At 36.7% G+C, this 20997-nt stretch carries 23 protein-coding genes; 16 read left to right on the forward strand and 7 right to left on the reverse strand.

The window, feature by feature from the left end; genetic code table 11:
- Positions 1–107: 107 nt before the first annotated feature.
- On the reverse strand, positions 108–530 hold the full coding sequence (locus HCO57_RS03355) for a GNAT family N-acetyltransferase (RefSeq protein WP_317171104.1): 423 nt from the start codon (positions 528–530) through the stop codon (positions 108–110).
- 112 nt (positions 531–642) lie between these two features.
- Between HCO57_RS03355 and HCO57_RS03360 the strand changes: the two genes are divergently transcribed.
- Genes HCO57_RS03360 through HCO57_RS03370 form a run of 3 tightly spaced genes read left to right on the forward strand, consistent with a single transcriptional unit; the run spans position 643 to position 2481 of the window.
- The gene (locus tag HCO57_RS03360; RefSeq protein ID WP_167987833.1) at positions 643–1287 is read left to right on the forward strand and encodes a SatD family protein; all 645 of its coding nucleotides are present in this window, start codon (positions 643–645) and stop codon (positions 1285–1287) included.
- A complete protein-coding gene (locus HCO57_RS03365; RefSeq protein WP_010518855.1) occupies positions 1274–1633 on the forward strand; it encodes a hypothetical protein in 360 nt (119 codons plus the stop codon). The genes HCO57_RS03360 and HCO57_RS03365 overlap by 14 nt, the downstream gene beginning before the upstream one ends.
- A gap of 2 nt (positions 1634–1635) precedes the next feature.
- Entirely contained in the window at positions 1636–2481 is an 846-nt protein-coding gene (locus HCO57_RS03370) for a 1,4-dihydroxy-2-naphthoyl-CoA synthase (RefSeq protein ID WP_167987834.1), read from the forward strand.
- Between the two features lie 26 nt (positions 2482–2507).
- Here HCO57_RS03370 and HCO57_RS03375 read toward each other — a convergent pair whose 3' ends face one another.
- The gene (locus tag HCO57_RS03375) at positions 2508–2909 is read right to left on the reverse strand and encodes a hypothetical protein (RefSeq protein ID WP_167987835.1); all 402 of its coding nucleotides are present in this window, start codon (positions 2907–2909) and stop codon (positions 2508–2510) included.
- A 735-nt stretch (positions 2910–3644) separates the two neighbouring features.
- On the reverse strand, positions 3645–4979 hold the full coding sequence (locus tag HCO57_RS03380; RefSeq protein WP_167987836.1) for a serine hydrolase domain-containing protein: 1335 nt from the start codon (positions 4977–4979) through the stop codon (positions 3645–3647).
- Positions 4980–5107: 128 nt separating this feature from the next.
- Here HCO57_RS03380 and HCO57_RS03385 point away from each other — a divergent pair, with 128 nt between their 5' ends.
- Together HCO57_RS03385 and HCO57_RS03390 are read left to right on the forward strand one after the other, a co-directional pair.
- A complete protein-coding gene (locus HCO57_RS03385; RefSeq protein WP_167987837.1) occupies positions 5108–5761 on the forward strand; it encodes an N-acetylmuramoyl-L-alanine amidase in 654 nt (217 codons plus the stop codon).
- Positions 5762–5764: 3 nt separating this feature from the next.
- Positions 5765–7243: a M14 family zinc carboxypeptidase gene (locus HCO57_RS03390; RefSeq protein ID WP_167987838.1), complete on the forward strand. Its 1479-nt coding sequence runs from the start codon at positions 5765–5767 to the stop codon at positions 7241–7243.
- Positions 7244–7297: 54 nt separating this feature from the next.
- Here the strand turns inward: HCO57_RS03390 and HCO57_RS03395 are convergent, their stop codons facing one another.
- The 3 genes from HCO57_RS03395 to HCO57_RS03405 all read right to left on the reverse strand — a co-directional run bounded on the left by HCO57_RS03395 (position 7298) and on the right by HCO57_RS03405 (position 10425).
- Positions 7298–8218: a DUF1080 domain-containing protein gene (locus HCO57_RS03395; protein WP_167987839.1), complete on the reverse strand. Its 921-nt coding sequence runs from the start codon at positions 8216–8218 to the stop codon at positions 7298–7300.
- Between the two features lie 156 nt (positions 8219–8374).
- Positions 8375–9196: a flagellar motor protein MotB gene (locus HCO57_RS03400; RefSeq protein WP_167987840.1), complete on the reverse strand. Its 822-nt coding sequence runs from the start codon at positions 9194–9196 to the stop codon at positions 8375–8377.
- A 134-nt stretch (positions 9197–9330) separates the two neighbouring features.
- Positions 9331–10425 (reverse strand): vWA domain-containing protein, encoded by a 1095-nt coding sequence (locus HCO57_RS03405; RefSeq protein WP_410492668.1) that lies wholly within the window; start codon positions 10423–10425, stop codon positions 9331–9333.
- Positions 10426–10595: 170 nt separating this feature from the next.
- Here HCO57_RS03405 and HCO57_RS03410 point away from each other — a divergent pair, with 170 nt between their 5' ends.
- From HCO57_RS03410 to HCO57_RS03460, 11 genes are read left to right on the forward strand one after another with little or no spacing between them, the layout of a single operon-like run.
- Positions 10596–11057: a (2Fe-2S)-binding protein gene (locus HCO57_RS03410; protein WP_167987842.1), complete on the forward strand. Its 462-nt coding sequence runs from the start codon at positions 10596–10598 to the stop codon at positions 11055–11057.
- Between the two features lie 24 nt (positions 11058–11081).
- Positions 11082–13322 (forward strand): xanthine dehydrogenase family protein molybdopterin-binding subunit, encoded by a 2241-nt coding sequence (locus tag HCO57_RS03415; RefSeq protein WP_167987843.1) that lies wholly within the window; start codon positions 11082–11084, stop codon positions 13320–13322.
- A gap of 10 nt (positions 13323–13332) precedes the next feature.
- Complete coding sequence (locus HCO57_RS03420; RefSeq protein WP_167987844.1) at positions 13333–13587, forward strand: MoaD/ThiS family protein; 255 nt, start codon at positions 13333–13335, stop codon at positions 13585–13587.
- 3 nt (positions 13588–13590) lie between these two features.
- Entirely contained in the window at positions 13591–14229 is a 639-nt protein-coding gene (locus HCO57_RS03425) for a transglutaminase-like domain-containing protein (protein WP_136949899.1), read from the forward strand.
- Positions 14230–14238: 9 nt separating this feature from the next.
- Entirely contained in the window at positions 14239–15222 is a 984-nt protein-coding gene (gene moaA, locus HCO57_RS03430) for a GTP 3',8-cyclase MoaA (RefSeq protein ID WP_167987845.1), read from the forward strand.
- Positions 15223–15232: 10 nt separating this feature from the next.
- The gene (locus HCO57_RS03435; RefSeq protein WP_167987846.1) at positions 15233–15820 is read left to right on the forward strand and encodes a molybdenum cofactor guanylyltransferase; all 588 of its coding nucleotides are present in this window, start codon (positions 15233–15235) and stop codon (positions 15818–15820) included.
- Positions 15821–16891, forward strand: a complete 1071-nt coding sequence (locus tag HCO57_RS03440; protein ID WP_167987847.1) for a HesA/MoeB/ThiF family protein — start codon at positions 15821–15823, stop codon at positions 16889–16891.
- Entirely contained in the window at positions 16872–17654 is a 783-nt protein-coding gene (locus HCO57_RS03445) for a sulfite exporter TauE/SafE family protein (protein ID WP_167987848.1), read from the forward strand. Before HCO57_RS03440 ends, HCO57_RS03445 begins: the two co-directional genes overlap by 20 nt.
- On the forward strand, positions 17651–18847 hold the full coding sequence (locus HCO57_RS03450; protein ID WP_167987849.1) for a molybdopterin molybdotransferase MoeA: 1197 nt from the start codon (positions 17651–17653) through the stop codon (positions 18845–18847). The genes HCO57_RS03445 and HCO57_RS03450 overlap by 4 nt, the downstream gene beginning before the upstream one ends.
- Positions 18848–19855, forward strand: a complete 1008-nt coding sequence (locus tag HCO57_RS03455; RefSeq protein ID WP_167987850.1) for an XdhC family protein — start codon at positions 18848–18850, stop codon at positions 19853–19855.
- A 4-nt stretch (positions 19856–19859) separates the two neighbouring features.
- A complete protein-coding gene (locus HCO57_RS03460; RefSeq protein WP_167987851.1) occupies positions 19860–20459 on the forward strand; it encodes an NTP transferase domain-containing protein in 600 nt (199 codons plus the stop codon).
- A 403-nt stretch (positions 20460–20862) separates the two neighbouring features.
- On the opposite strand, the gene HCO57_RS16720 is transcribed toward HCO57_RS03460, so the two are convergent.
- Positions 20863–20994, reverse strand: coding sequence for a hypothetical protein (locus HCO57_RS16720; RefSeq protein ID WP_255578204.1), 132 nt, complete (start codon positions 20992–20994; stop codon positions 20863–20865).
- Between the last annotated feature and the right edge of the window lie 3 nt (positions 20995–20997).

Genomic DNA, 20997 nt, shown 5'->3' on the forward strand with positions numbered 1-20997 from the left:
GCTTCGCAAATTACTAGATTTAAATATCTTGGATTAACTGAATTGGTATTTTTACGTGCTTTTACCCATGCTGTTTAGTATAATTTATGCAGTTTTAAGAGCTTGGTTTATGAACAAAACAATTTCTCCATCACCACAAACGCTATACCACCCTTTCTATAGGTTTTATTGGTTCTTTGCAGACAAAAACGCTCGTAGTACTTAGCCTTTTCAACACGTGCATTGCACCAAATACGAGAAACGGAACCATTAGAGTACCTCTTAAATACTTCGGTTAACAATTGGGTGCCGTATCCTTTTCCTTGGGCTTCGGTTAGTGTGGCGAACTTTCTAAATTGCAGCCCCTCTTGGGTTTGGAACAAAGAAATAATGCTGGTTAAGTGTTCTCCTACAAATAACCCCAAATGCGAACCTTCTGCATCTTTTTCTAGTTTTATAAATTCTATGGACTGGTTGGGCCACATTACGCTATGCCTTATTGGCCATGTTTTGGTGTAATGGATAGGTTTAATATGAATTTCAGTTTTCACGGGGTTAAAGATACTGGCTTTTTGCTATTTTTTTATTTCCATACTAGGGAAATTTTGTATATTGTTTCCTGATTTTAGAAATATTAATTATTATTTCCAATAATAGGAAAAAATGGCAGAGCAGTATTACATAATTATGGCAGATGTTATCGATAGCCGCTCCATTACTAAAGATAAAGGTTTTATGGAGGCGTTTAAATCGCTCATAAAACAGGCCAATTCTACTTTTTCGGATGCTATTTTATCGCCCTTGACCATAACGCTAGGAGACGAGTTTCAAGGAGTGGTGGCTAATAAAAATACATTATTTGTCCTTCTATTTTATTTAGACGAACAATTGTTGGCATTGGGCTATCCTTTTAAATTACGCTATGCACTGGTCTATGGTGAAATAGAAACACCTATAAACCCTAAAATAGCCCATGAGATGTATGGTAGTGGTTTAACGCAGGCCAGAGAAGGTTTAGAATCGCTCAAAGACATGGAGCCTCATTATTATGTGCAATTGCAATCGTATACAGACCTACAACTACAACTGAGCTTATATTTGTACCAGAGTATAAAAACAGGGTGGAAAGGCAGTGAATCTAAAATTATTTCCGCATTTTTAACCCATAAGGATTATAAAAAATTACAAGAAATAGGATTGTACAAAACACGTTCTGGAGCTTGGAAAAAGTACAATTCTTTACAAATTGAGGCCTACGAAACCGTAAAAAAATTGATTTTAAATATCATAGCAAATGAGCGAACTTAAATTTCACATCTTATACTATGTAATTATAGAAGTCTTTTTGCTCATTATTTTCTATGCGGTATCTAAATGGTTAGACCCTAAGAACAGTAGAAAAAGTATAGGGCAAAAAAGTACCTCTTGGCTCAAAGGCTTTTTAGAGCGTGTATTTTTAACTTTTTTATTGCTAACTGGTTTTCAAGGTTCTGCCTTGATTCTTTTTGGTGCTATTAAATTAGGGACCCGTTTGGATAGTGATAAAGAGGCCAAAGTAAATAATGATTATTTTATAGTAGGGAATTTTATCTCTATTGCTGCTGCGGTATTGGCATTCCTACTTTTTAAACCTTTTATAAAAATTAATTTATAACAATGGATAATACACCCAATTGGCAAACGGCCATAGAATTTGAAGACATTACTTATAAAAAGTGCGATGGTGTAGCACGTATTGCCTTTAATAGACCTAATGTACGTAACGCATTTAGACCAAAAACCACGGCGGAATTGTATAAGGCATTTTATGATGCGCAAGAAGATACTTCCATTGGCGTAGTTTTACTCTCTGGCGAAGGACCATCTACCAAAGACGGTAAATATGCTTTCTGTAGCGGTGGCGACCAAAAGGCTAGGGGACTTAAAGGCTATGTTGGTGAAGATGGTTACCACAGGTTAAACATACTAGAGGTACAGCGCTTAATACGCTTTATGCCTAAAGTGGTTATAGCTGTTGTACCTGGTTGGGCCGTAGGCGGTGGCCACAGTCTGCACGTTGTGTGCGATATGACTTTAGCAAGTAAGGAACATGCTATTTTTAAGCAGACAGATGCAGATGTAACTAGCTTTGATGGCGGATATGGCTCTGCTTATTTGGCAAAAATGGTGGGCCAAAAGAAAGCGCGTGAAATTTTCTTTTTAGGTAGAAATTACTCGGCGCAAGAGGCCTACGAAATGGGAATGGTAAATGCAGTAATACCCCATGATGAATTAGAAGCAACGGCTTACCAATGGGCACAAGAAGTATTGGCTAAATCGCCTACATCTATAAAAATGTTAAAGTTTGCCATGAACTTAACGGATGATGGCATGGTTGGCCAGCAAGTATTTGCAGGAGAAGCTACACGTTTGGCTTATATGACAGATGAAGCCAAAGAAGGTAGAAATGCTTTCTTAGAAAAACGAAAGCCTAACTTTGGTGAAAATAAATGGATTCCTTAATCCTATAAAAAAAGGAAACCCGTTCCTTAATAAAGTTTGGAACGGGTTTTATTTAACTTTTTCTGATTGCCTTCTAATTCCTTTTCGGCCTTAGCTAATTGGTATTCTAGCTTTTCTTTTTTTACAGGTTCCAATTCTTCTGCCATTCTAAGCTTGTTCCTTAGTTTGGCAATACGCCTTTCATTAGAACGTACTTTTTTTTGAGCTTTTAAAAGCTTTTTCTCTGCTGTCTGATGTTTTTTTAGAGCTTTTTCCGCTTTTTTAGCTGCCTTTTGTTCAGATTTAATAGCTTTTTCACGCTCCTTTATTATCTTTTCAGATAGGTGTTCTGTTTCATCTTCCGAAACAGCAGGTGTAGTAGTGGTTTGAGCAGTAACACTCATAAAACCCATCAATCCCAAGGCCAGTAAACATAAAATCTTTTTCATTAGTTATAGTGTTATCATTAAACACTATATAAGACACGGAAGTAGTGTAAAGGTCACATAATGCTATTGAGGTAGGTTAAAATTGAAAAGAGCCTTGTCAAATGACTAAGGCCCTTTTACGAGAACACTATATGAAAATGAAAATTTTGTTTTTGCTAATTCAATACGATGTAAAAATAGTGCTGTAGTTCCTGTTTGCACAATTATTGTTGTGTACTGACCAAATCTTGTGGTGAAGTAAAAACTGAACATAAAAAAAGGACCTTGTTTGTCGACGAAGGCCCTTTTACGAGAACACTATATGAAAATGAAAATTTTTGTTTTTCTTTTTATTACGATGTAAATGTACAGCGCTACTTGTCCTTTGCATAACTATTGTTGTCAACTGTTTAAAACCTGTTGTCAATTGCTTGATATATGTATGAATTAAAGTATTGCGGTATTTTTAAAGTAAACGTTCTCTATATTTTACCGTATGCATAGCACATTTTTTAGTCTAATCTTTATCTAAAGATTAGACCTTATTAGGTAAACAATAAAAAATTGGATTGGGTAAAATAAAAAAGAGCCTTGTCTGTAGACAAAGCCCTTTTACGAGAACACTATATGAAAATGAAAAAATTTACTTCCTTGTTTATTACGATGTAAAAGTAGGAGTAGTCTCCCTACAAAAGAAACTATTGTTGTGTAGGGATGTTATACTGTGGTAATAACTATTAAACCTGTTATTTATTACTAGTTTATGGCCTTAACTAACGCTCCTATAAAGGTATTGGCGTCAAAATTAGGTGGTGATGATAGGCCTGTCCTTACTACTACTAAGTCTTTAGAGGGTATAATGTATACAAATTGACCTTCAAAGCCATCCATATAATAGGTGTCTTTTGGTACATCTGGCATGTCTCCTCCTGCGTTTAACCAAAATTGACCCCCATATAGACCGTCGCTATTTTCTGTTGGGGAGCTTACATAGTCTACCCATTCCGGAGAAAAGAGCTGTTGTCCGTTCCATTGGCCTTTATCTAAATACAATTGCCCAACTCTGGCCCAATCTCTGGTGGTTGCCCAACCATAAGAAGAAGCTACGTAGTTCCCTGCCAAATCTGCCTCTAATAAAAAACTATGGGCTCCAATTTTATCTAATAGTGCACTATACGGAAAGTCTAAATACTCTTGATGGGTTCTAAATTGTTGGCGCAGTATTCCTGAAAGCAAATTGGTAGTTCCAGAACTGTAATTCCATATTTCTTTAGGTTTTGCAATTGCCTTTTTTTCTTTCTGTGCCAAGGTCATGTCTGTATCTAAAAACAACATTTTAGTTACATCAGATATTTTGCTGTAATTTTCTTCCCATTCCAAACCACTTTGCATACGCAACAAATGATTTAAGGTGATGTTTTTTCGTTCATCTTCTTGCCATTCTGTAATAGGTGCAGGCCAATCCATCTCTAACTTCCCTTGATGCTCTAAGACGCCGTAAAGTGTAGCTAATATACTTTTAGTCATACTCCAACCTAAAACTGGAGTATTCACTGTAATATCACCAACATATTTTTCATGAAGTAAATGTCCCTTGTAAAGTATTAAAAGCGTCCGGGTTTTTTGGACATCTGGATTGGCAAAAGGCAAAGCTACGGCTCTTTGCAGCGCGTCATAATCTACAGTATTAAATACAGAATCTTTAGCTGGTAAATGTCCGTAGGGATAGGGGAGTGAATCGAACTTTTGAATTCTATTGGGAGATAGATATGGTTTTTCTTCATCATAATCTTCCGTAATTAAAACCGCGCCTAAACCTTTACGTGCAACCGCCTTTCTTGGCAACAATCCAAAAACTTTACTTACAGCTGTTTTTTGTTGAACGCTATATTCTGTGTCTGCCAATTCTACTAAAGGTGCTTGTAAATCTTTAGCAATTACATCTGCTGCATTTCTATGTGCAATTAATACACTAGAAGCGGTATATTTAGAGGTGTATCCAGAGATAATATTTAATTTGGGGTAGTTTACATACACCACAATAGCTATTATAATAAGCAATAGGAGTAATACACGTTTAAACCATTTCATACGAATTATGTTTTAGTTCTTAAAGATAAAGCTACTAGTAGTAAAAATTATTTTAAACCTTATTAAACTAAGTGTAAAGCGTAACTTTTCAATTTGAGTTTCTTTAAGAATGCTGTACATTTAGGCTTATGAAGATATTTAATCTTTTACTTATACTTGGTATAATTACGTCTTGTAGTTCAAATAAATTTATCCAAGAGAAACCCATTGTTTTTGATGAGCAACGGATTGAGCTAACTAAAGAATATTTAAAAGGTAGATATGAATTAAAACAAGAGACGATTACAATTATCCCACGTATGATTGTGGTACACTGGACCGCCATTGCTTCTTTAGAGGATTCTTTTGATGCTTTTAAAAGACCAACTCTACCTTCTTGGAGGCCAGATTTAACTACTATCAGCGGTCTTAATGTTTCTAGTCACTTTTTAGTGGATCAAGATGGTACTGTGTATCGGTTAATGCCAGAAAACCATATGGCACGGCATGTTATCGGTTTAAACCATTGTGCAATTGGTATAGAAAATGTTGGTGGTACCGAAAATACTCCTTTAACCCAAGCTCAGCTTAAAGCAAACATCAAATTAATAAAGTATTTAAAGAATAAATATGCTATAGATTATTTAATTGGTCATCACGAATATACTTTGTTTGAAGACCATCCGCTGTGGCTAGAGGTAAATGATGGGTATAGAACCACTAAAACGGACCCAGGACCAGAATTTATGGCAGAATTGAGAATGGCTACATTAAAATTGAATTTTAAACCTTTACCAAAATAGTTTATGAATATCACAAAAAAAATATTGGGAATTTTTGCTTTTACTATAGGTTCCTTTACCATACAAGCTCAAGATTTTACTAGTAGTCTCTATGGTTCTTATGATACGTATAAAGAAAAAAGCTTAGATAAACGCCGTATTAAATACCATCAAATTCAACCTCTCATCAATAAATTAACTAAGGATTCTGATTTCACGGTGCAGAAGGTTGGGGAATCTATTCAAGGGCGGGATTTACGATTAATAAGTATAGGTAAAGGTGATATTGATGTGTTCTTATGGTCCCAGATGCATGGAGATGAACCAACAGCTACCCAAGCTATCTTTGACATCTTTAATTTTTTACAAGGCGATGCCTACAAAGCGGAAAAGAAAGCGATATTATCCAAACTAAAGCTTCATTTTTTACCCATGCTTAACCCAGATGGCGCAGAAGTGTTTACAAGAAGAAATGCGTTGGGTATAGATATTAACAGAGATGCCTTACGTTTACAATCTCCAGAAGGGCGCGTCCTTAAAAGAATAAGGGATAGTTTAGATGCAGATTTTGGGTTTAATTTACACGACCAAAGTCGTTATTACAACGCAGAACGTACAGAAAAGCCAGCAACTATTTCTTATTTAGCTACGGCTTATAACTATGAAAAAGATATTAATGAAGTGCGTGCCAATGCCATGAAGGTGATTGTGTATATGAATAATATTGTACAACAATATGCTCCTGGACAAGTGGGGCGCTATAGTGATGATTTTGAACCACGTGCTTTTGGAGACAATATTGCAAAATGGGGTACTAGTCTTATTTTGATTGAATCTGGAGGGTATCCTAAAGACCAAGAAAAGCAAGAAATACGTAAGCTTAATTATGTTTCTATCCTTTCTGCATTGCATACTATTGCGGACGGAAGCTACCAAGAAATTTCTATAGAAGAATACGAAAAAATTCCTAAAAACGACCGAAATTTATTCGACCTAAAATTAGAAAATGTAACGTACGAATTAAATGGGGAGGATTATATTTTGGACTTAGGAATTTTACGTAATGAGGTGGACGATGCATACCATAATAAATTTCATTATAGAAGCTTAATAGCAGACCAAGGGGATTTATCTACTTTTTATGGTTATGAAACCTTTGATGCCACAGGGTATAAGATAGTAGCGCCAAAAACATCTCAAAACGTTGTAATGCCGCAAGGAAATGAAATACACGTTTTAAATACTTTAGAATTATTGAAGACCGGGCAAGCTTATGTTAGAGCAGAGCGTATACCAATAGAATTAACATATAGCAACTCACCATTTAATGTAGTTCCTAAAAACTTCACCCTTAAAAATTTTGGTGTGTCACCTGGATTAAACCCTACGTTTTTCTTAGAAAAAGATGGTAAATTACAATATGCAGTTATTAATGGTTTTCTAATCGATTTAAACAAACCGTTATCGCAACAACAAATAGGTAACGGGATTATTATTCGTTAAGATTAATATTTAAAACTTAAAAATTAAAAAAGGAGAGCCCTGCTCTCCTTTTTCTTAGTTCAATGGTGTAACCAAAAATTTTCTAAATTCTACAGGGCCGTGGTCTCCTTGTATCATAAAAGCTCCAGGCTCACCTTCTTTGCTGTCTAATGCACCGCCTGTTATGCCTGGTATAGTTTGGTCTGTAATTATACGCTTTCCATTTGCTACAATAGTAACGCGGTTCCCAATTAAAGTAATCTCGTATTTCTGCCATTCTCCAGCAGGTAGTGCTGCATTTTCATTAGGTTCTAAAAACCCGTAGATGCCGCCAAAATAAATATCCATAGGCGTATAACCATAATTATCTTCAATTTGTACTTCATAACGTCCTCTTAGGTAGATACCACTATTACTGCCTTTCGGATACTTAAATTCAATCTCGGCCTTAAAATCTCTAAATTTTTGGTCGCTAATAAGGTTAGCGCCACTTTTTGGATTTACAAGAATTCCATCATTCACTTGCCACTGATTTTCTTCTCGGTCTGCATGCCAGCCTTCCAAGTTTTTTCCGTTGAATAGAGCAATTGGTTTTTCTTCTACATATAAGGCCTTATGCGGCTGTTTTGGTGCACGGATACCAGTAAAAGGAATACTACTGCCGTCCGTATATGTTATGGTTCCTGTTAATGTATTGTTATTCAATCGTCCTACAAGCTTCATATCTTCCCCTTCAGGTTCCCATTGCCTAGGAATGATAAAAGAGAAATTATTATCCTTAATAGTAATTTCAGCTACAGGTCTTGCACTACCAAAAGCAAATACAAACCTACCAACATGAGTAGCATGCCCAGAATGTCTAATTTCTAGCCAAGATGGTGCTTTTTTACCCTGAAAGTCTATTTCTAAATCCCAACGACCCTCAAAATCGCTTTTTTGTGCATTTATTAAAAGATTACAAAGCAAGAATGATAAGCATATTAGTTGTTTTTTCATGTGTCAGTTTTGTATAGTTTTTAGTGTGATGAAGGTAATGGATTTCAGCTTTAAAACATAATATCCATTTTGTGACACCCTATTTTTTTTTAAATGAAGGCATAAAAAAAGGGAGGCTTATATCCTCCCTTAAATCTCAATCAAAAATTAAGACTTTTAACTTTCAGAATCTAAAAGTGCAAAGAATTTATCCAAATCTGGAATAATTACAATACGTGTTCTTCTGTTTTTAGCCATGCTGTCTTTATCTGTATTTTCTACCAATGGTTGGTATTCGCTTCTACCAGCAGCAATCAATTGCGTTGGGTCCACATTGTATTTTTCTTGTAGCGTACGTACTACAGAAGTAGCGCGCTTAACACTTAAATCCCAGTTGTCTTCTACCACTGCTGTATTAATTGATCTAGAATCTGTATGTCCTTCTACCATCACTTCCATACTAGGCTCAGAGTTAATTACTTCTGCAAGTTTACCCAATACTGTATTAGCCTTATCATTAATACGGTAGCTACCTGTTCTAAACAAAAGGTTGTCAGAGATATTAATCATAACAACAGTTTTGTCTACAAACACATCAATGTCATCACTATCATCAGAGATAGAGTTTTTTAAATTGTAAGAGATAGCCAAATTTACAGAATCTTCCATAGTCTTAGCTTGAGCCAATTTAGCAGGGTCTACTTTAGCCAAAGTAGCTTCCATTTTAGCCTTATTGGTGTTACTCATTACAGTGTTTCCTTTAATTTGGAACTGACTATCATTAACTTCTTTTAAAGAATTGATTTTAGCATTATACTCAGCTACACGAGCTTCTATTTTGGAAAGTTTAGAGGCTAATTCCTCTTTTTCTACCTGAGTCTTGGTCAGTTGACTTTGGGTTTGTGCTAAATTTTCTTCTAAGGCTACATACTTCTTTTTAGAAACACAGCCTGTAAGCACAACAGTTGCCACAAGACCGGTAAATAATACTTTTTTCATTTTGAAAATTTTAAGTGTTCATAAATCTTTCACTTAATACTTACGCAACAAATCTCCTTTTGGATTATATAAAAAAATCCGCCTTTGAATAGACGGACTTTTTTATCTGAAATTCAGTATGTTAAACTTTTAAATTATTCACAACCACCAGTAAAGTCATTAGCACTAAACTTGGTTTGCACTGCTCCCTGTTTGGTACCATCTATAACGCGGATTACCAAGTTACTCTCGCCACTACCATCTCTTTTTGGGGTACAATACTCAAATAAATAAAAGCTATTTGCTTGTTCTGATACTCTTGCAGAGATTTGGTTAAATGTAGTTTCTAGTTCGGCAGCATTGGCCGCAACTACACTAGAGGTCTTACCAATACTTTCTAACACTTGAGTATCTATTTCTGCACCTAAACCAATGGTAAAGAATGAAATATTTCTGTTAGCATCTTCTACAACTTTGATGGCGTCTGCCTCTTTATATCTAGAAGCTTGGTCTGTTCCATCGGTAAATAAAACCACAGATGCAGCGCTAATATTATCGTCAGAAGAAGTCGATTTTACCAATTCTTCAGCTTTCTTAGTTGTTTTAAGTACTGCTCCATACAAATCTGTAGAGGGGTCATTGCTAATATCTTCTGTAATGCCATCTATTGCTGTTGTTAATTCTGTAGCAGAAGAGGTTAAATCGTTTAATAAATGTAATTCATCTTCTCCATCAAACCAATAAATTGCCATTTTAAAAGATTCTGATTGTGTTGCTGGCATTACATTATTCACAAAACTAGTAGCTGCATTCTTTAACTCTGCCAAACTACCTTGTAAAACCGAGTTACTTAGGTCTAATACTAGTAAGGTGTTATTGCTGAATACCTGACTATTGGGAGAAATACGAGCAAAAGACTCACTAGAAGAAATGGTTTTAAAGCAATCATCATTTCTTCCTTGTTCATAAATAGTAAACTTATCTGCAGTTAAGCCTGCCACAGGATTACCATCACTATCGCTAACTTTAAATAGAATTGAAACTTTCCCTGGTAGGGTAGTGTATTCATCTTGTATGGAGAGAATTAAATCGCTTTCGCCAAAATTTAAACAATCGTCTGGTTCTTTACCTTTACCTAGCTCTCCATTACCTTCATTTAATTGAAAGTTGACATCATCATCAGCATTTCCACAGGAGAAAATTAAAGACAGTACCAATAGGCACAACACACTCTTTGTGTAGTTTATCATTTTCATAATTTTTAGGTTCCAAATGTACAACGCAATAATCGTGCAGAAATTTTTGTGTCCTTCTAATTGATATGCCTAAATAAAAGTTAAAATATAGAAGGTATGGGTTAAAAATAGTAGTACTACATCATAAATTGATAACTTACCTTTGAGAAAAATACAACTGAATTATGCCTAGTTATCAAATAAATGTCAATGGAGCTTCAAAAACTGTAGAGGTTACCGCAGACACTCCAGTGCTATGGGTTTTAAGAGACCACCTAGATTTAGTAGGAACCAAATTTGGTTGTGGTATTGGTCAATGTGGTGCATGTACTATACACGTAGATGGCACCCCAATGCGTAGTTGCAGCCTTACTTTAGAACAAATTGATGGTAAAAATATTACTACTATAGAAGGGCTGTCCGAGCATGGAGAACATCCAGTGCAGCAAGCCTGGAAAAAAATAGACGTACCACAATGCGGTTATTGCCAAGCAGGACAGATGATGACAGCAGCGGCATTTTTAGAAAATAATGCCAACCCTACAGAAGAAGATATTAAAAATGCTATGCATGGAAATATTTGTAGATGCGGTAGTTATAACAGAATTTACAGAGCTGTAGAAGAGGCAGCAAAGCATATGGGATAATCCTTAATATAAGCATCAAAACAAATGAAGACATTAAAAAATACGTTTAGTAGAAGGTCCTTTATGAGAACCTCTGGCCTTGCTGGTGGAGGTATGCTTATAGGATTTAACCTTTTTCAGGCTTGCAAAGCTAAAACAGAACAAACCTTTATACCTCCTAAAGATTTATCGCAATTAAATTATCAGGATTTTAATGCCTATATAAAGATTGCAGAAGATGGTACGGTAACTATTTTTTCTCCCAATCCAGAAATAGGGCAAGGCGTTAAAACTGCTATGCCTATGCTTATTGCAGAAGAATTGGATGTGGCATGGGAAAATGTCTATGTTCAACAAGCCAAATTAGATACTAAAAATTTTACCAGACAGGTAGCTGGTGGGAGCCAATCTATAAGACAGGGTTGGGAGCCTTTACGGCAAACCGGCGCAACAGCTAGACAGATGCTGGTCAATGCTGCCGCAAAGCAATGGAATGTAGCACCAGCGGATTGTACTGTTAAAGCAGGAGTTATTACCAACACAAAAACAAATGAAACTCTAGGCTACGGGGAGGTTGTAAATGAGGCCGCAAAATTAGAAGTACCAGAAAATGTTACGCTAAAAGACCCAAAAGATTTTACCATAATTGGTACGGACGCACAAAATGTAGATATTGATAAGATTACGACTGGTAAACCACTATTTGGTATTGATTATAAAACAGAAGGTATGGTTTATGCTGCTGTGGTACGCCCGCCTGCTTTTGGTCAAAGTCTTTCTTCTTTTGACGCGGAAGCAGCCAAACAAATGGATGGCGTTTTAGATGTAATCACTATTGGTGAAGGCGCCCGTAAATTAATTGACGCTATGCCTAACATCGAGGCTATTTTAGCTAAGACAGATAAAGTGGTAGTCATTGCAAAAAGTACTTGGCAAGCAATGAAGGCCAAAAAGGCAATAGAGGCACAATGGCAAAACACGTCTGAACTAGAAAGTACTGCGTTACATAATGAAAAATTAACCGCCCTTTTAGATGGTAAAGATTTTACTACGATGAGAGAGGACGGTGATGTAGAAAAGGCCTTTGCAACTGCGGACCAAATTTTGGAACGCACGTACGAATCTCCTTTTTTACCTCATAACTGTTTAGAGCCCATGAACTTTTTTGCTCATGTTACAGATGAGAAAGTACATTTGGTAGGTCCTATACAAACCCCGCAATGGAAAGCAGGTGCTGTAGCGGCTATGCTAGACAGAAAACCAGAAGAAATTGAATTGGAAATGACCCGTATGGGTGGTGGTTTTGGTAGAAGGCTTTATGGTGATTTTGTGCTTGAAGCTGCAGAGATAGCCAATAGCATTAGAAAACCAGTAAAAGTAGTCTATTCTAGAGAGGACGACATGAATGACGGCATCTACCGGATGGCTACCAAATATCGTATAAAAGCTGGGATTAAAGATGGTGAATTAGTAGCTTACCATTTAAAAGAAGTTGCGGTTAACGCTAATATGTACGGTTTGATACCCAATTTTTTCCCCGCAGGCGCCGTAGCAAATTATAAGGTAGATGTTGCCGCTTTAAAAAGTAATATTACCACGGGAGCATGGCGTGCACCATATACCAATTTTTTGGCGTTTGCAGAACAAAGTTTCTTTGATGAATTGGCAGAGACCATCAATGTAGATAAAATACAAATGCGTTTAGATTTACTTAAAAAGGTAGATGCAGACGCTGATGAGCGCATAGAATATAACCCAGACCGTATGGCCAAAGTAATTAAGACAGCTGTAGAAAAATCTGGATGGGGTAAACAACCCAAAGATACCTATCAAGGCTTTGTAAATTACTATTGCCATAATACACATGTTGCGGAGGTGGCAGATGTAGTCTTGGAAAATGGCAATCCTGTGGTTAAAAAAGTAACCGTTGTTGTGGATTGTGGTATTGTAGTTAATCCGTTAGGAGCTCTAAACCAAATAGAAGGTGGTGTTGTAGATGGGGTTGGCCATGCCATGTACGGAGACTTTACCTTTACAGAGGGGATGCCAAGTGCTAAGAACTTTGACCGATACCGTTTGATACGTATGAAAGAAGCTCCTAAAGTGGAGACGTATTTTATAGAAAATGATTTTGCTCCTACTGGCTTAGGAGAACCAACTTTACCACCTGCAGGTGCGGCTGTAGCCAATGCTATTAAAGCAGCAACAGGCAACAGACTTTACCAACAACCATTCACAAAATTTCCAGAATTATTAAAACCCCAAAAACAAGAAATTTTAGGATAAAGCATAACTTATGACCATATTATTATTCGGGGTTACCAAAGATATTGTTGGTAGCCCTTCTCTTTCTATACCTACCACTAACATCACGGGTAAACCCATCCCAAAGACCGTAAAAGAGCTAAAGGAATTTTTGTTTAAAAGATATCCGGCTATGAAAAATTTATCTTCTCTGGCAATTGCAGTAAATAATAATTACGCAAAAGATGAGGAAAGTATTAATTCTTATGACGAAATTGCATTAATACCACCCGTAAGTGGAGGATAGCCTATGGAGCAATATACTGCAGCAACAACTTTTTTGGATTACAATTCGCCCGAAATACAAGGGCTGATAGCTGAATTTAAGTCTGATTCATTATCGCTAAAAGAAAAAGCCATCGGTGTTTACACTAAAATAAGGGATGGTTATCGCTATAATGCTTATAATATCACCTTAAATAAAGATAAATTCAAAGCCAGCTATCTCGCTAAACAAAAAGAAGGGCACTGTGTAGATAAAGCTATTTTACTTACCGCAGCACTACGTGGTTTAAACATACCTGCACGTATTCGGTTGGCCAAAGTAACCAACCACATTGCTGTAGAAAGGCTTACAAACCGCTTTGGCACTAATATTTTAACCCCACACGGGATGGTAGAGGTATATTTAGACGGGTGGTGGATTAAGGCAACACCAGCCTTTAATAAAGAGTTATGTATTTTATGTAAAGTGGCTCCTTTAGAATTTGATGGTAAGACTGATTCTATGTTCCAAGAATATAATACGGACGGCCAACAGTTCATGGAATATCTAGAAGATTATGGCAGTTTTGAAGATGTTCCTGTAGATTTTATGATGAAGAACCTGCTAGAGCATTACCCAGGAGTTTTTGACCCTAAGAACGGTAATGTGGATTACAAGTTTTAAATTTGATGTATGTTGATAGACAATCATAATAGAGTTCTTAATTATTTAAGATTGGCGGTTACAGACCGATGCAATCTTAGATGCAATTATTGCATGCCTAGTGAGGGTATCAATTTTGTAAAAAATGACCAATTATTGTCTATAGCCGAATTAAAACGTGTTGCTTCCTTAAGTGTGGCGCAGGGCATTGATAAAATTAGAATAACTGGGGGAGAGCCCTTTGTGCGGAAAGATGTGATGGAATTAATGCGTTACATGAGTGCATTAGATGGGCTTAATGACATTTCTATCACAACAAATGCCACTTTAATTGGTCCACATATTGATGAATTAAAAGCATTAGGTATCAAAAATATCAATGTAAGTTTGGATGCTATAGACAAAGCAACTTTTGAACGCATTACCAGGAGACCCCATTATGATACGGTTCAAGAAAACCTAATACGTTTAATTACAGAAGGCTTTAATGTACGTATCAATTTTATTGTATTGGAGGGTCAAAACGAACAAGATATCCTGTCTATTTTAGAGGTTATGCGCCACTATCCTGTAAGTGTTCGTTTTTTAGAAGAAATGCCATTTAATGGAGGGAGTAAACAATTTGAGCATATAAAATGGAACTATAAAGCCATTTTTGAGCACATAAAGGAACGATATCCTGATATTAAGAAATTAGTTTCGCCAATTACATCTACATCTATCAACTATCAAATAAATGGTCACCAAAGTACTTTTGGCATTATACCATCTTTCAGTAGAACCTTTTGTGGTAGCTGTAACCGACTACGTATTACCGCTACAGGAGACATCATAACTTGTTTGTACGGCAAGCCTAAAGCTAATCTGCGAGATTTGTTAAGGCAATCTAGTGATGATGAAGTGGTAAAGAAATTACTACAACAAACGGTAAGCAACCGCGCCAAAACAGGATTCGAAGCACAGCAAGAACATCAAGCAGTTTTTGATAGTTCTATGACTTCAATTGGTGGTTAAAATAGTAAATATGAATCAGGCAACAAAAATATACGGATTGGTACTTTCTGGTGGTAAAAGTACCCGTATGGGTAAGGATAAAGGCTTATTGCAGTATCATGACGTTCCTCAACGGGAATACCTTTATCAATTATTATCTGCATACTGTGATGCAGTTTATTATAGTGTTAGACCTAATCAAGATGAAAGGATTCCAAAGGAGAGAATTATAATTGATTTAAATGAGTATAAAGGTCCTTTAAATGGCATTTTAAGTGCTCATAAAGAACATCCCAATGTGGCATGGTTGGTGCTTGCGTGCGATTTACCTTTATTAAACCATGCAGTTTTAGCGCAATTGGTACAGGAAAGAGATAGAACTAAAACTGCAACGGCTATGGCAACCCAAGAAAGTAAATTGCCAGAACCACTAATTGCGATTTGGGAGCCAAAAGGACTTATAGATGCTAAAGCCTATATGGACAAGGCGCAGAGCTCTTGCCCTCGTAAATTCTTAATTAATGCGGATACCAAACTAATATATCCAGAACAGGACGAGTGGCTTTACAATGCCAATACTTTAGAAGAATATCAGTTTGCTAAACAAAAATTGGGATAAATGCCCCACAACCGCTACATAAGACAAACTACTTTAAAGGAATTTGGCCCAGAATCCCAAGCCAGGTTAAAAGCGGCTAAAATTTTAGTGGTGGGTTTAGGTGGTTTAGGTGTACCAGCTTTGCAATATTTAAATGCAATGGGGGTAGGTACCTTGGGTTTAGTAGAAGGCGATTGTATTGACATCCATAATTTACAGCGTCAAGTTTTATATGCAGAAAATGAAGTTGGTAAATCCAAGATAAGTATCGCTCTTAAAAAATTACAAGCACAAAATTCAGAGACGCAATTACAATCTCATCCTACGTATTTAACCACTGCGAATGCATTAGAAATTATAAAATCCTATGATTTGGTGCTAGATGCCTCTGATAATTTTGCTACAAGATACCTAATAAACGATGCATGTGTTATTCTTAATAAGCCTTTCATTTATGGTGCTTTACACGGATTTGAAGGTCAGGTAAGCGTATTCAATTACAACAACGGACCTACTTACCGTTGTTTGTTTCCAACTATGCCATCCCCTGAGGAAGTGCCCAATTGTGATGAGAATGGTGTATTGGGAATTATTCCTGGGATAATAGGTAGTTTCCAGGCCTTAGAAGCGGTAAAAGTAATGACTGGAATAGGAGAAGTGTTAGCTGGTAAGCTACTAGTTTATAATGGACTAACGCAACACACCAGGAAAATTGGTTTACATAAAGTAGTACGAGCAGAACCAATAACCGAACTACAAGATAGTTATGAGTTAAGTCAATGCAGTACCATACCAGAAATAGCAGCTAAAGCGTTTGCGGTACTTTATAACTCGGCTCAAATTATAGACGTAAGAGAAGGCCATGAATATGAGCAAAAACACTTAATACCAAGTGTCCATATTCCATTAGTGGAATTAAAGGTAAACTTGGGCAAGTTAGACTTTACCAAACCTATCTATTTTATTTGCCAAAGTGGAAAGCGTAGTTTGCGAGCTGCAGCTATTGCACTAGAATACTACCCCAAAAGCGTTATTTTTTCCGTAGAAGGAGGAATGCAAAAACTACTGCAGTATGATGTGGCAACAACCTGATTTTATCGCCTTATGTATTGGTTTCTTTTTTATTGCGTTACTTTATTCTAGCGTAGGCTTTGGTGGTGGTAGTAGTTATTTAGCGCTACTTACTTTAGTAGTAACTAGTTTTTTTGCAATAAGAAGTATCGCTTTGCTTTGCAATTTAACAGTAGTCACTAGCAGTTGTTGGTTGTACTACAAAAAAGGTCATTTTCATCTTAAAAAATTTCTACCTTTCGTAGTTACCAGTATTCCATTTGCCTTTTTGGGAGCAAGCTTTAGGTTAAAAGAAGTTGTATTCTTTGGTATTTTAGGTATCGCACTGATAAGCTCTGCTGTGGCGCTAGCCTATCAAACGCTTAAAAAAGAAGCCAAATTTGAGCCAAAAACTTATCCTATATCTTTTTTATATTTTATGGGAGCAGGTATCGGATTGCTATCGGGTTTGGTAGGTATAGGCGGTGGTATTTTTCTAGCTCCTGTTTTAAATCAGCTAAAGTGGAATAAACCTATAATTATAGCAGCGTTAGCCAGTTTCTTTATTTGGGTTAATTCTGTCGCTGGTTTAATAGGTTTAGTTAATGCTGGAACTTTAAAAATATTATGGCCAGAAATAATGCTTTTGCTTTTTTCGGTTTTTTTGGGTGGCCAATTGGGGGTCCGTATTAGCTTAGGTAAATTTACAGCCAAAGCCATTCGTTTACTCACTGCATTATTAGTATTACTTGTTGGTTTACGCGTCTTTTTAATCAATGGCCTTAACTTAAATCTGTTTTCATGATTTCATTTAAAGAAGCATATCAACTGGTATTGGAGCATAACATGTCCTTACATACACATCATGTTTCTATTACCAAAGCACACCAAAATGTGTTAGCTGAAGCTGTTTATGCAGACCGAGATTTTCCACCTTTCCATAGGGCTACCAAAGACGGTATCGCAATCGCTTATAAAGCATACCAAGCAGGTCAACGTTCTTTTGTCATAGAAGGTGTAGCTGCGGCTGGGAATCCACAACAAGAATTAAACCAACCAGAAGGTTGTTTAGAAGTTATGACAGGAGCCATGGTCCCTACAAACACGGATACCATTGTCATGTATGAACATCTAGAAATTAAGGATTCTATAGCAACCATCGTAAAACCTGTTCGGGAAGGGCAAAATATTCATAAACAAGGGAGTGATGAACCTAAAGGTAGTTTGGTTTTACAAAAAGGAACCATTATTACTCCAGCAGAAATTGGAGTTTTAGCTTCTGTTGGTAAGTACAAAGTTTTAGTGTACCAAAAACCAAAAGTTGCAGTAATTTCTACGGGTAACGAATTGGTAGATGTACATGAAACGCCACAACCGCATCAAATTAGAAAAAGTAACAGCTATAGCATAGTTGCCGCCTTAGACCAGATGGGAATTATGGCTACGCAATATCACGTGGTAGATGAAGCTTTGAGTGTAAAAGAATCTTTAGCACAAATATTAGAAAATTATGATGTGCTTTTGTTGAGCGGAGGTGTATCAAAAGGAAAATATGATTATATACCAGGAGCGCTAGAATCATTAGGTGTTACCAAACTTTTTCATAAGGTAAAGCAACGCCCAGGAAAACCTTTTTGGTTCGGAACGTCTAACAAGCATAAGGCTACCGTATTTGCTTTCCCCGGTAATCCTGCTTCCACATTCGCAAACTTTCATGTTTACTTTGTGCCTTGGTACCATAAAAGCTTAGGTATACCTACAACATTTTTCTGGGTACAACTTGCAGAAGCCATAGAAAATGATTTACCTCTGACCCGATTTGTACGTACAAGGGTCAGCCTAAATCAACATCAACTACAAGCACATTTTATTACTGAAAATGGTTCTGGAGACTTAACGAGTTTAACCAAGGCTAACGGATTTGTAATGCTAGAACCAGAAACCACATATTCCAATGAAGAATTAGTACCTTTTATACCTACAAAGCCTATTTTATAGATGACACACGAATTTAAAGCGATAGTCAACGCTTACATAAAAGCAAAGCAACAAGGTATATCTTGTGTTTTAGCAACTGTAGTAGCCCTAGAAGGGTCTTCTTACAGAAGGCCTGGGGTCCGTATGTTGCTACAGGCCGATGGAAAAAGGGTTGGTGCAGTGAGTGGTGGCTGCGTAGAAAAAGAAATAGAGGTACAAGCTCAAAGCGTTTTTAAAACGGGAACTGCCAAAGTGATTACCTACGATGGTAGATATAGATTGGGTTGTGAGGGTATTTTGTACGTACTATTAGAGCCGTTTCATCCTACGGAAGCATTTTTAGATGCTTTTGAGCGGGTTTTAAACAATAGAAAGGAATTTATAGCGAAAAGCTATTTTGAGCCTACTCACGGCGAGAATAGTAGTTTTGGCACTGAGGTATTGCTGTTTAACACGGCTTATTCCCTTGCAGAGAAAAAACTACCATTAGAAAGCTCTGAATATTTTGAGCAAAATTATCCGCCTTGCTTTCAATTGGTTGTAATAGGTGGCGAGCATGATGCGGTGAATCTTTGCCAATACGCAAACCTAACAGGTTGGGAAGTTACTGTAGTAGTAGACCCGAGAGAAGATAAACAGCTGAGTGATTTTCCAGGGGCTACCCATTATATTGCTGCCGATGGCGCGCATCTAAGTTTGGCTGTAGACCAAAATACTGCCATAGTATTAATGACGCATAGCTACACTAAAGATTTGGCCTATTTGCTTGCTCTTTTAGAAACAAATCCTGCTTATTTGGGATTATTAGGCCCTACAAAACGACGCAACAACCTGCTTAATGATGTTCTGGAGCGTGTTCCTGATGTAAACCCAAGCTTTCTAGAGCTCATTAAAGGTCCAGCGGGTCTAGATATCGGTTCGGAAACACCACAAGAAATCTGTATTGCAGTAATGGCAGAAATTTTAAGTGTTATTAGAAATAGAGACGCACAACCCCTTGCTAATAAAGCGGGTAGCATTCACGTATAGCGACATGAAATATTCCGATTTAGGTGTTGTGGTTTTAGCAGCTGGAAAAGGGAGCCGTATGGGTGCCATAAAACAGCTATTGCCTTGGAAAAATGGCAATTTACTCACACATTGTTTGGAAGTTGTGGGTAAACTTACCAACGCTGTTGTAGTAGTTTTAGGAGCTTATGCTAGTGAAATCCAAACTTCTATACATCAGTTAGAGCATTACGATGTAGTAGAAAACGATGATTGGGCTACAGGTATGGGGTCTTCTATAGCTGCTGGAGTAAAAGAGCTAACTAAAAAGAGGTCAATAGAAAAAATACTAATCGTTTTAGTAGACCAACCCTTAATAAGTTATACTTACCTAGAACAGCTAGTATCTAAACATGAAGACAAAAAGTCTATTGTAGTAAGCAATTACAAGGGCACGCCAGGTGTTCCTGCTGTATTTGGCAAGGCCTATTTTAAAGATTTACGAGATTTAAATGGTAAAAAGGGAGCTAAAAATCTACTGCTGCAATACAAAAACCAATTGGAATATTTGCCAGAAAATAAATTCACGATTGACTTAGATACCCCAGAAATGTACCAACATTACTATAACTTATTTGGACGCTAACTATTTGGGCATAAAACGGCTATGGTCAGACGGTTCAAAATATTTTGCTGCTAAAGGAGTCTTAGTTAGCTGTGCCGCCGCTACTGCATTTTGATTGGGTTGATAAGAACTAGCGAAAGTAAACTTACCCTTTTTGGCCGTTCACTGTTTTGGAGCAGCTCCTACTGCCACTTTGAAAACAAAACGTTCTTTACATAAGATGCAATGATAATTCTTAGAGCCAGTAGGGTAGTAGTAAAGGCATAATCAATTGAATAACCATCAAATGAAATGGTTCCTAAAATTTACATCTCTAATAAGAATAGGGAAGCTAAAATTCCTCTTCCTGACCAAATAAGCATATATAAAAATTTGCACCCTAAATGGTATTAGAGCGTTGGTTAATTTCTGGGTAAAGCCAATTTTACTTCACCTTACTTTTATTTTTCTTTGGATGCTCTAACTCTTGAAAAATACCACAAGAAATCTGTTTGCGTACCAGTGAACTTTTCTTGTTCTTGGCCTTAGCAGCAATTTGTGCGTTTAAATACTTCATATC

This window comes from Croceivirga sp. JEA036, assembly GCF_011882165.1.
Classification (GTDB): Bacteria; Bacteroidota; Bacteroidia; order Flavobacteriales; family Flavobacteriaceae; genus Croceivirga.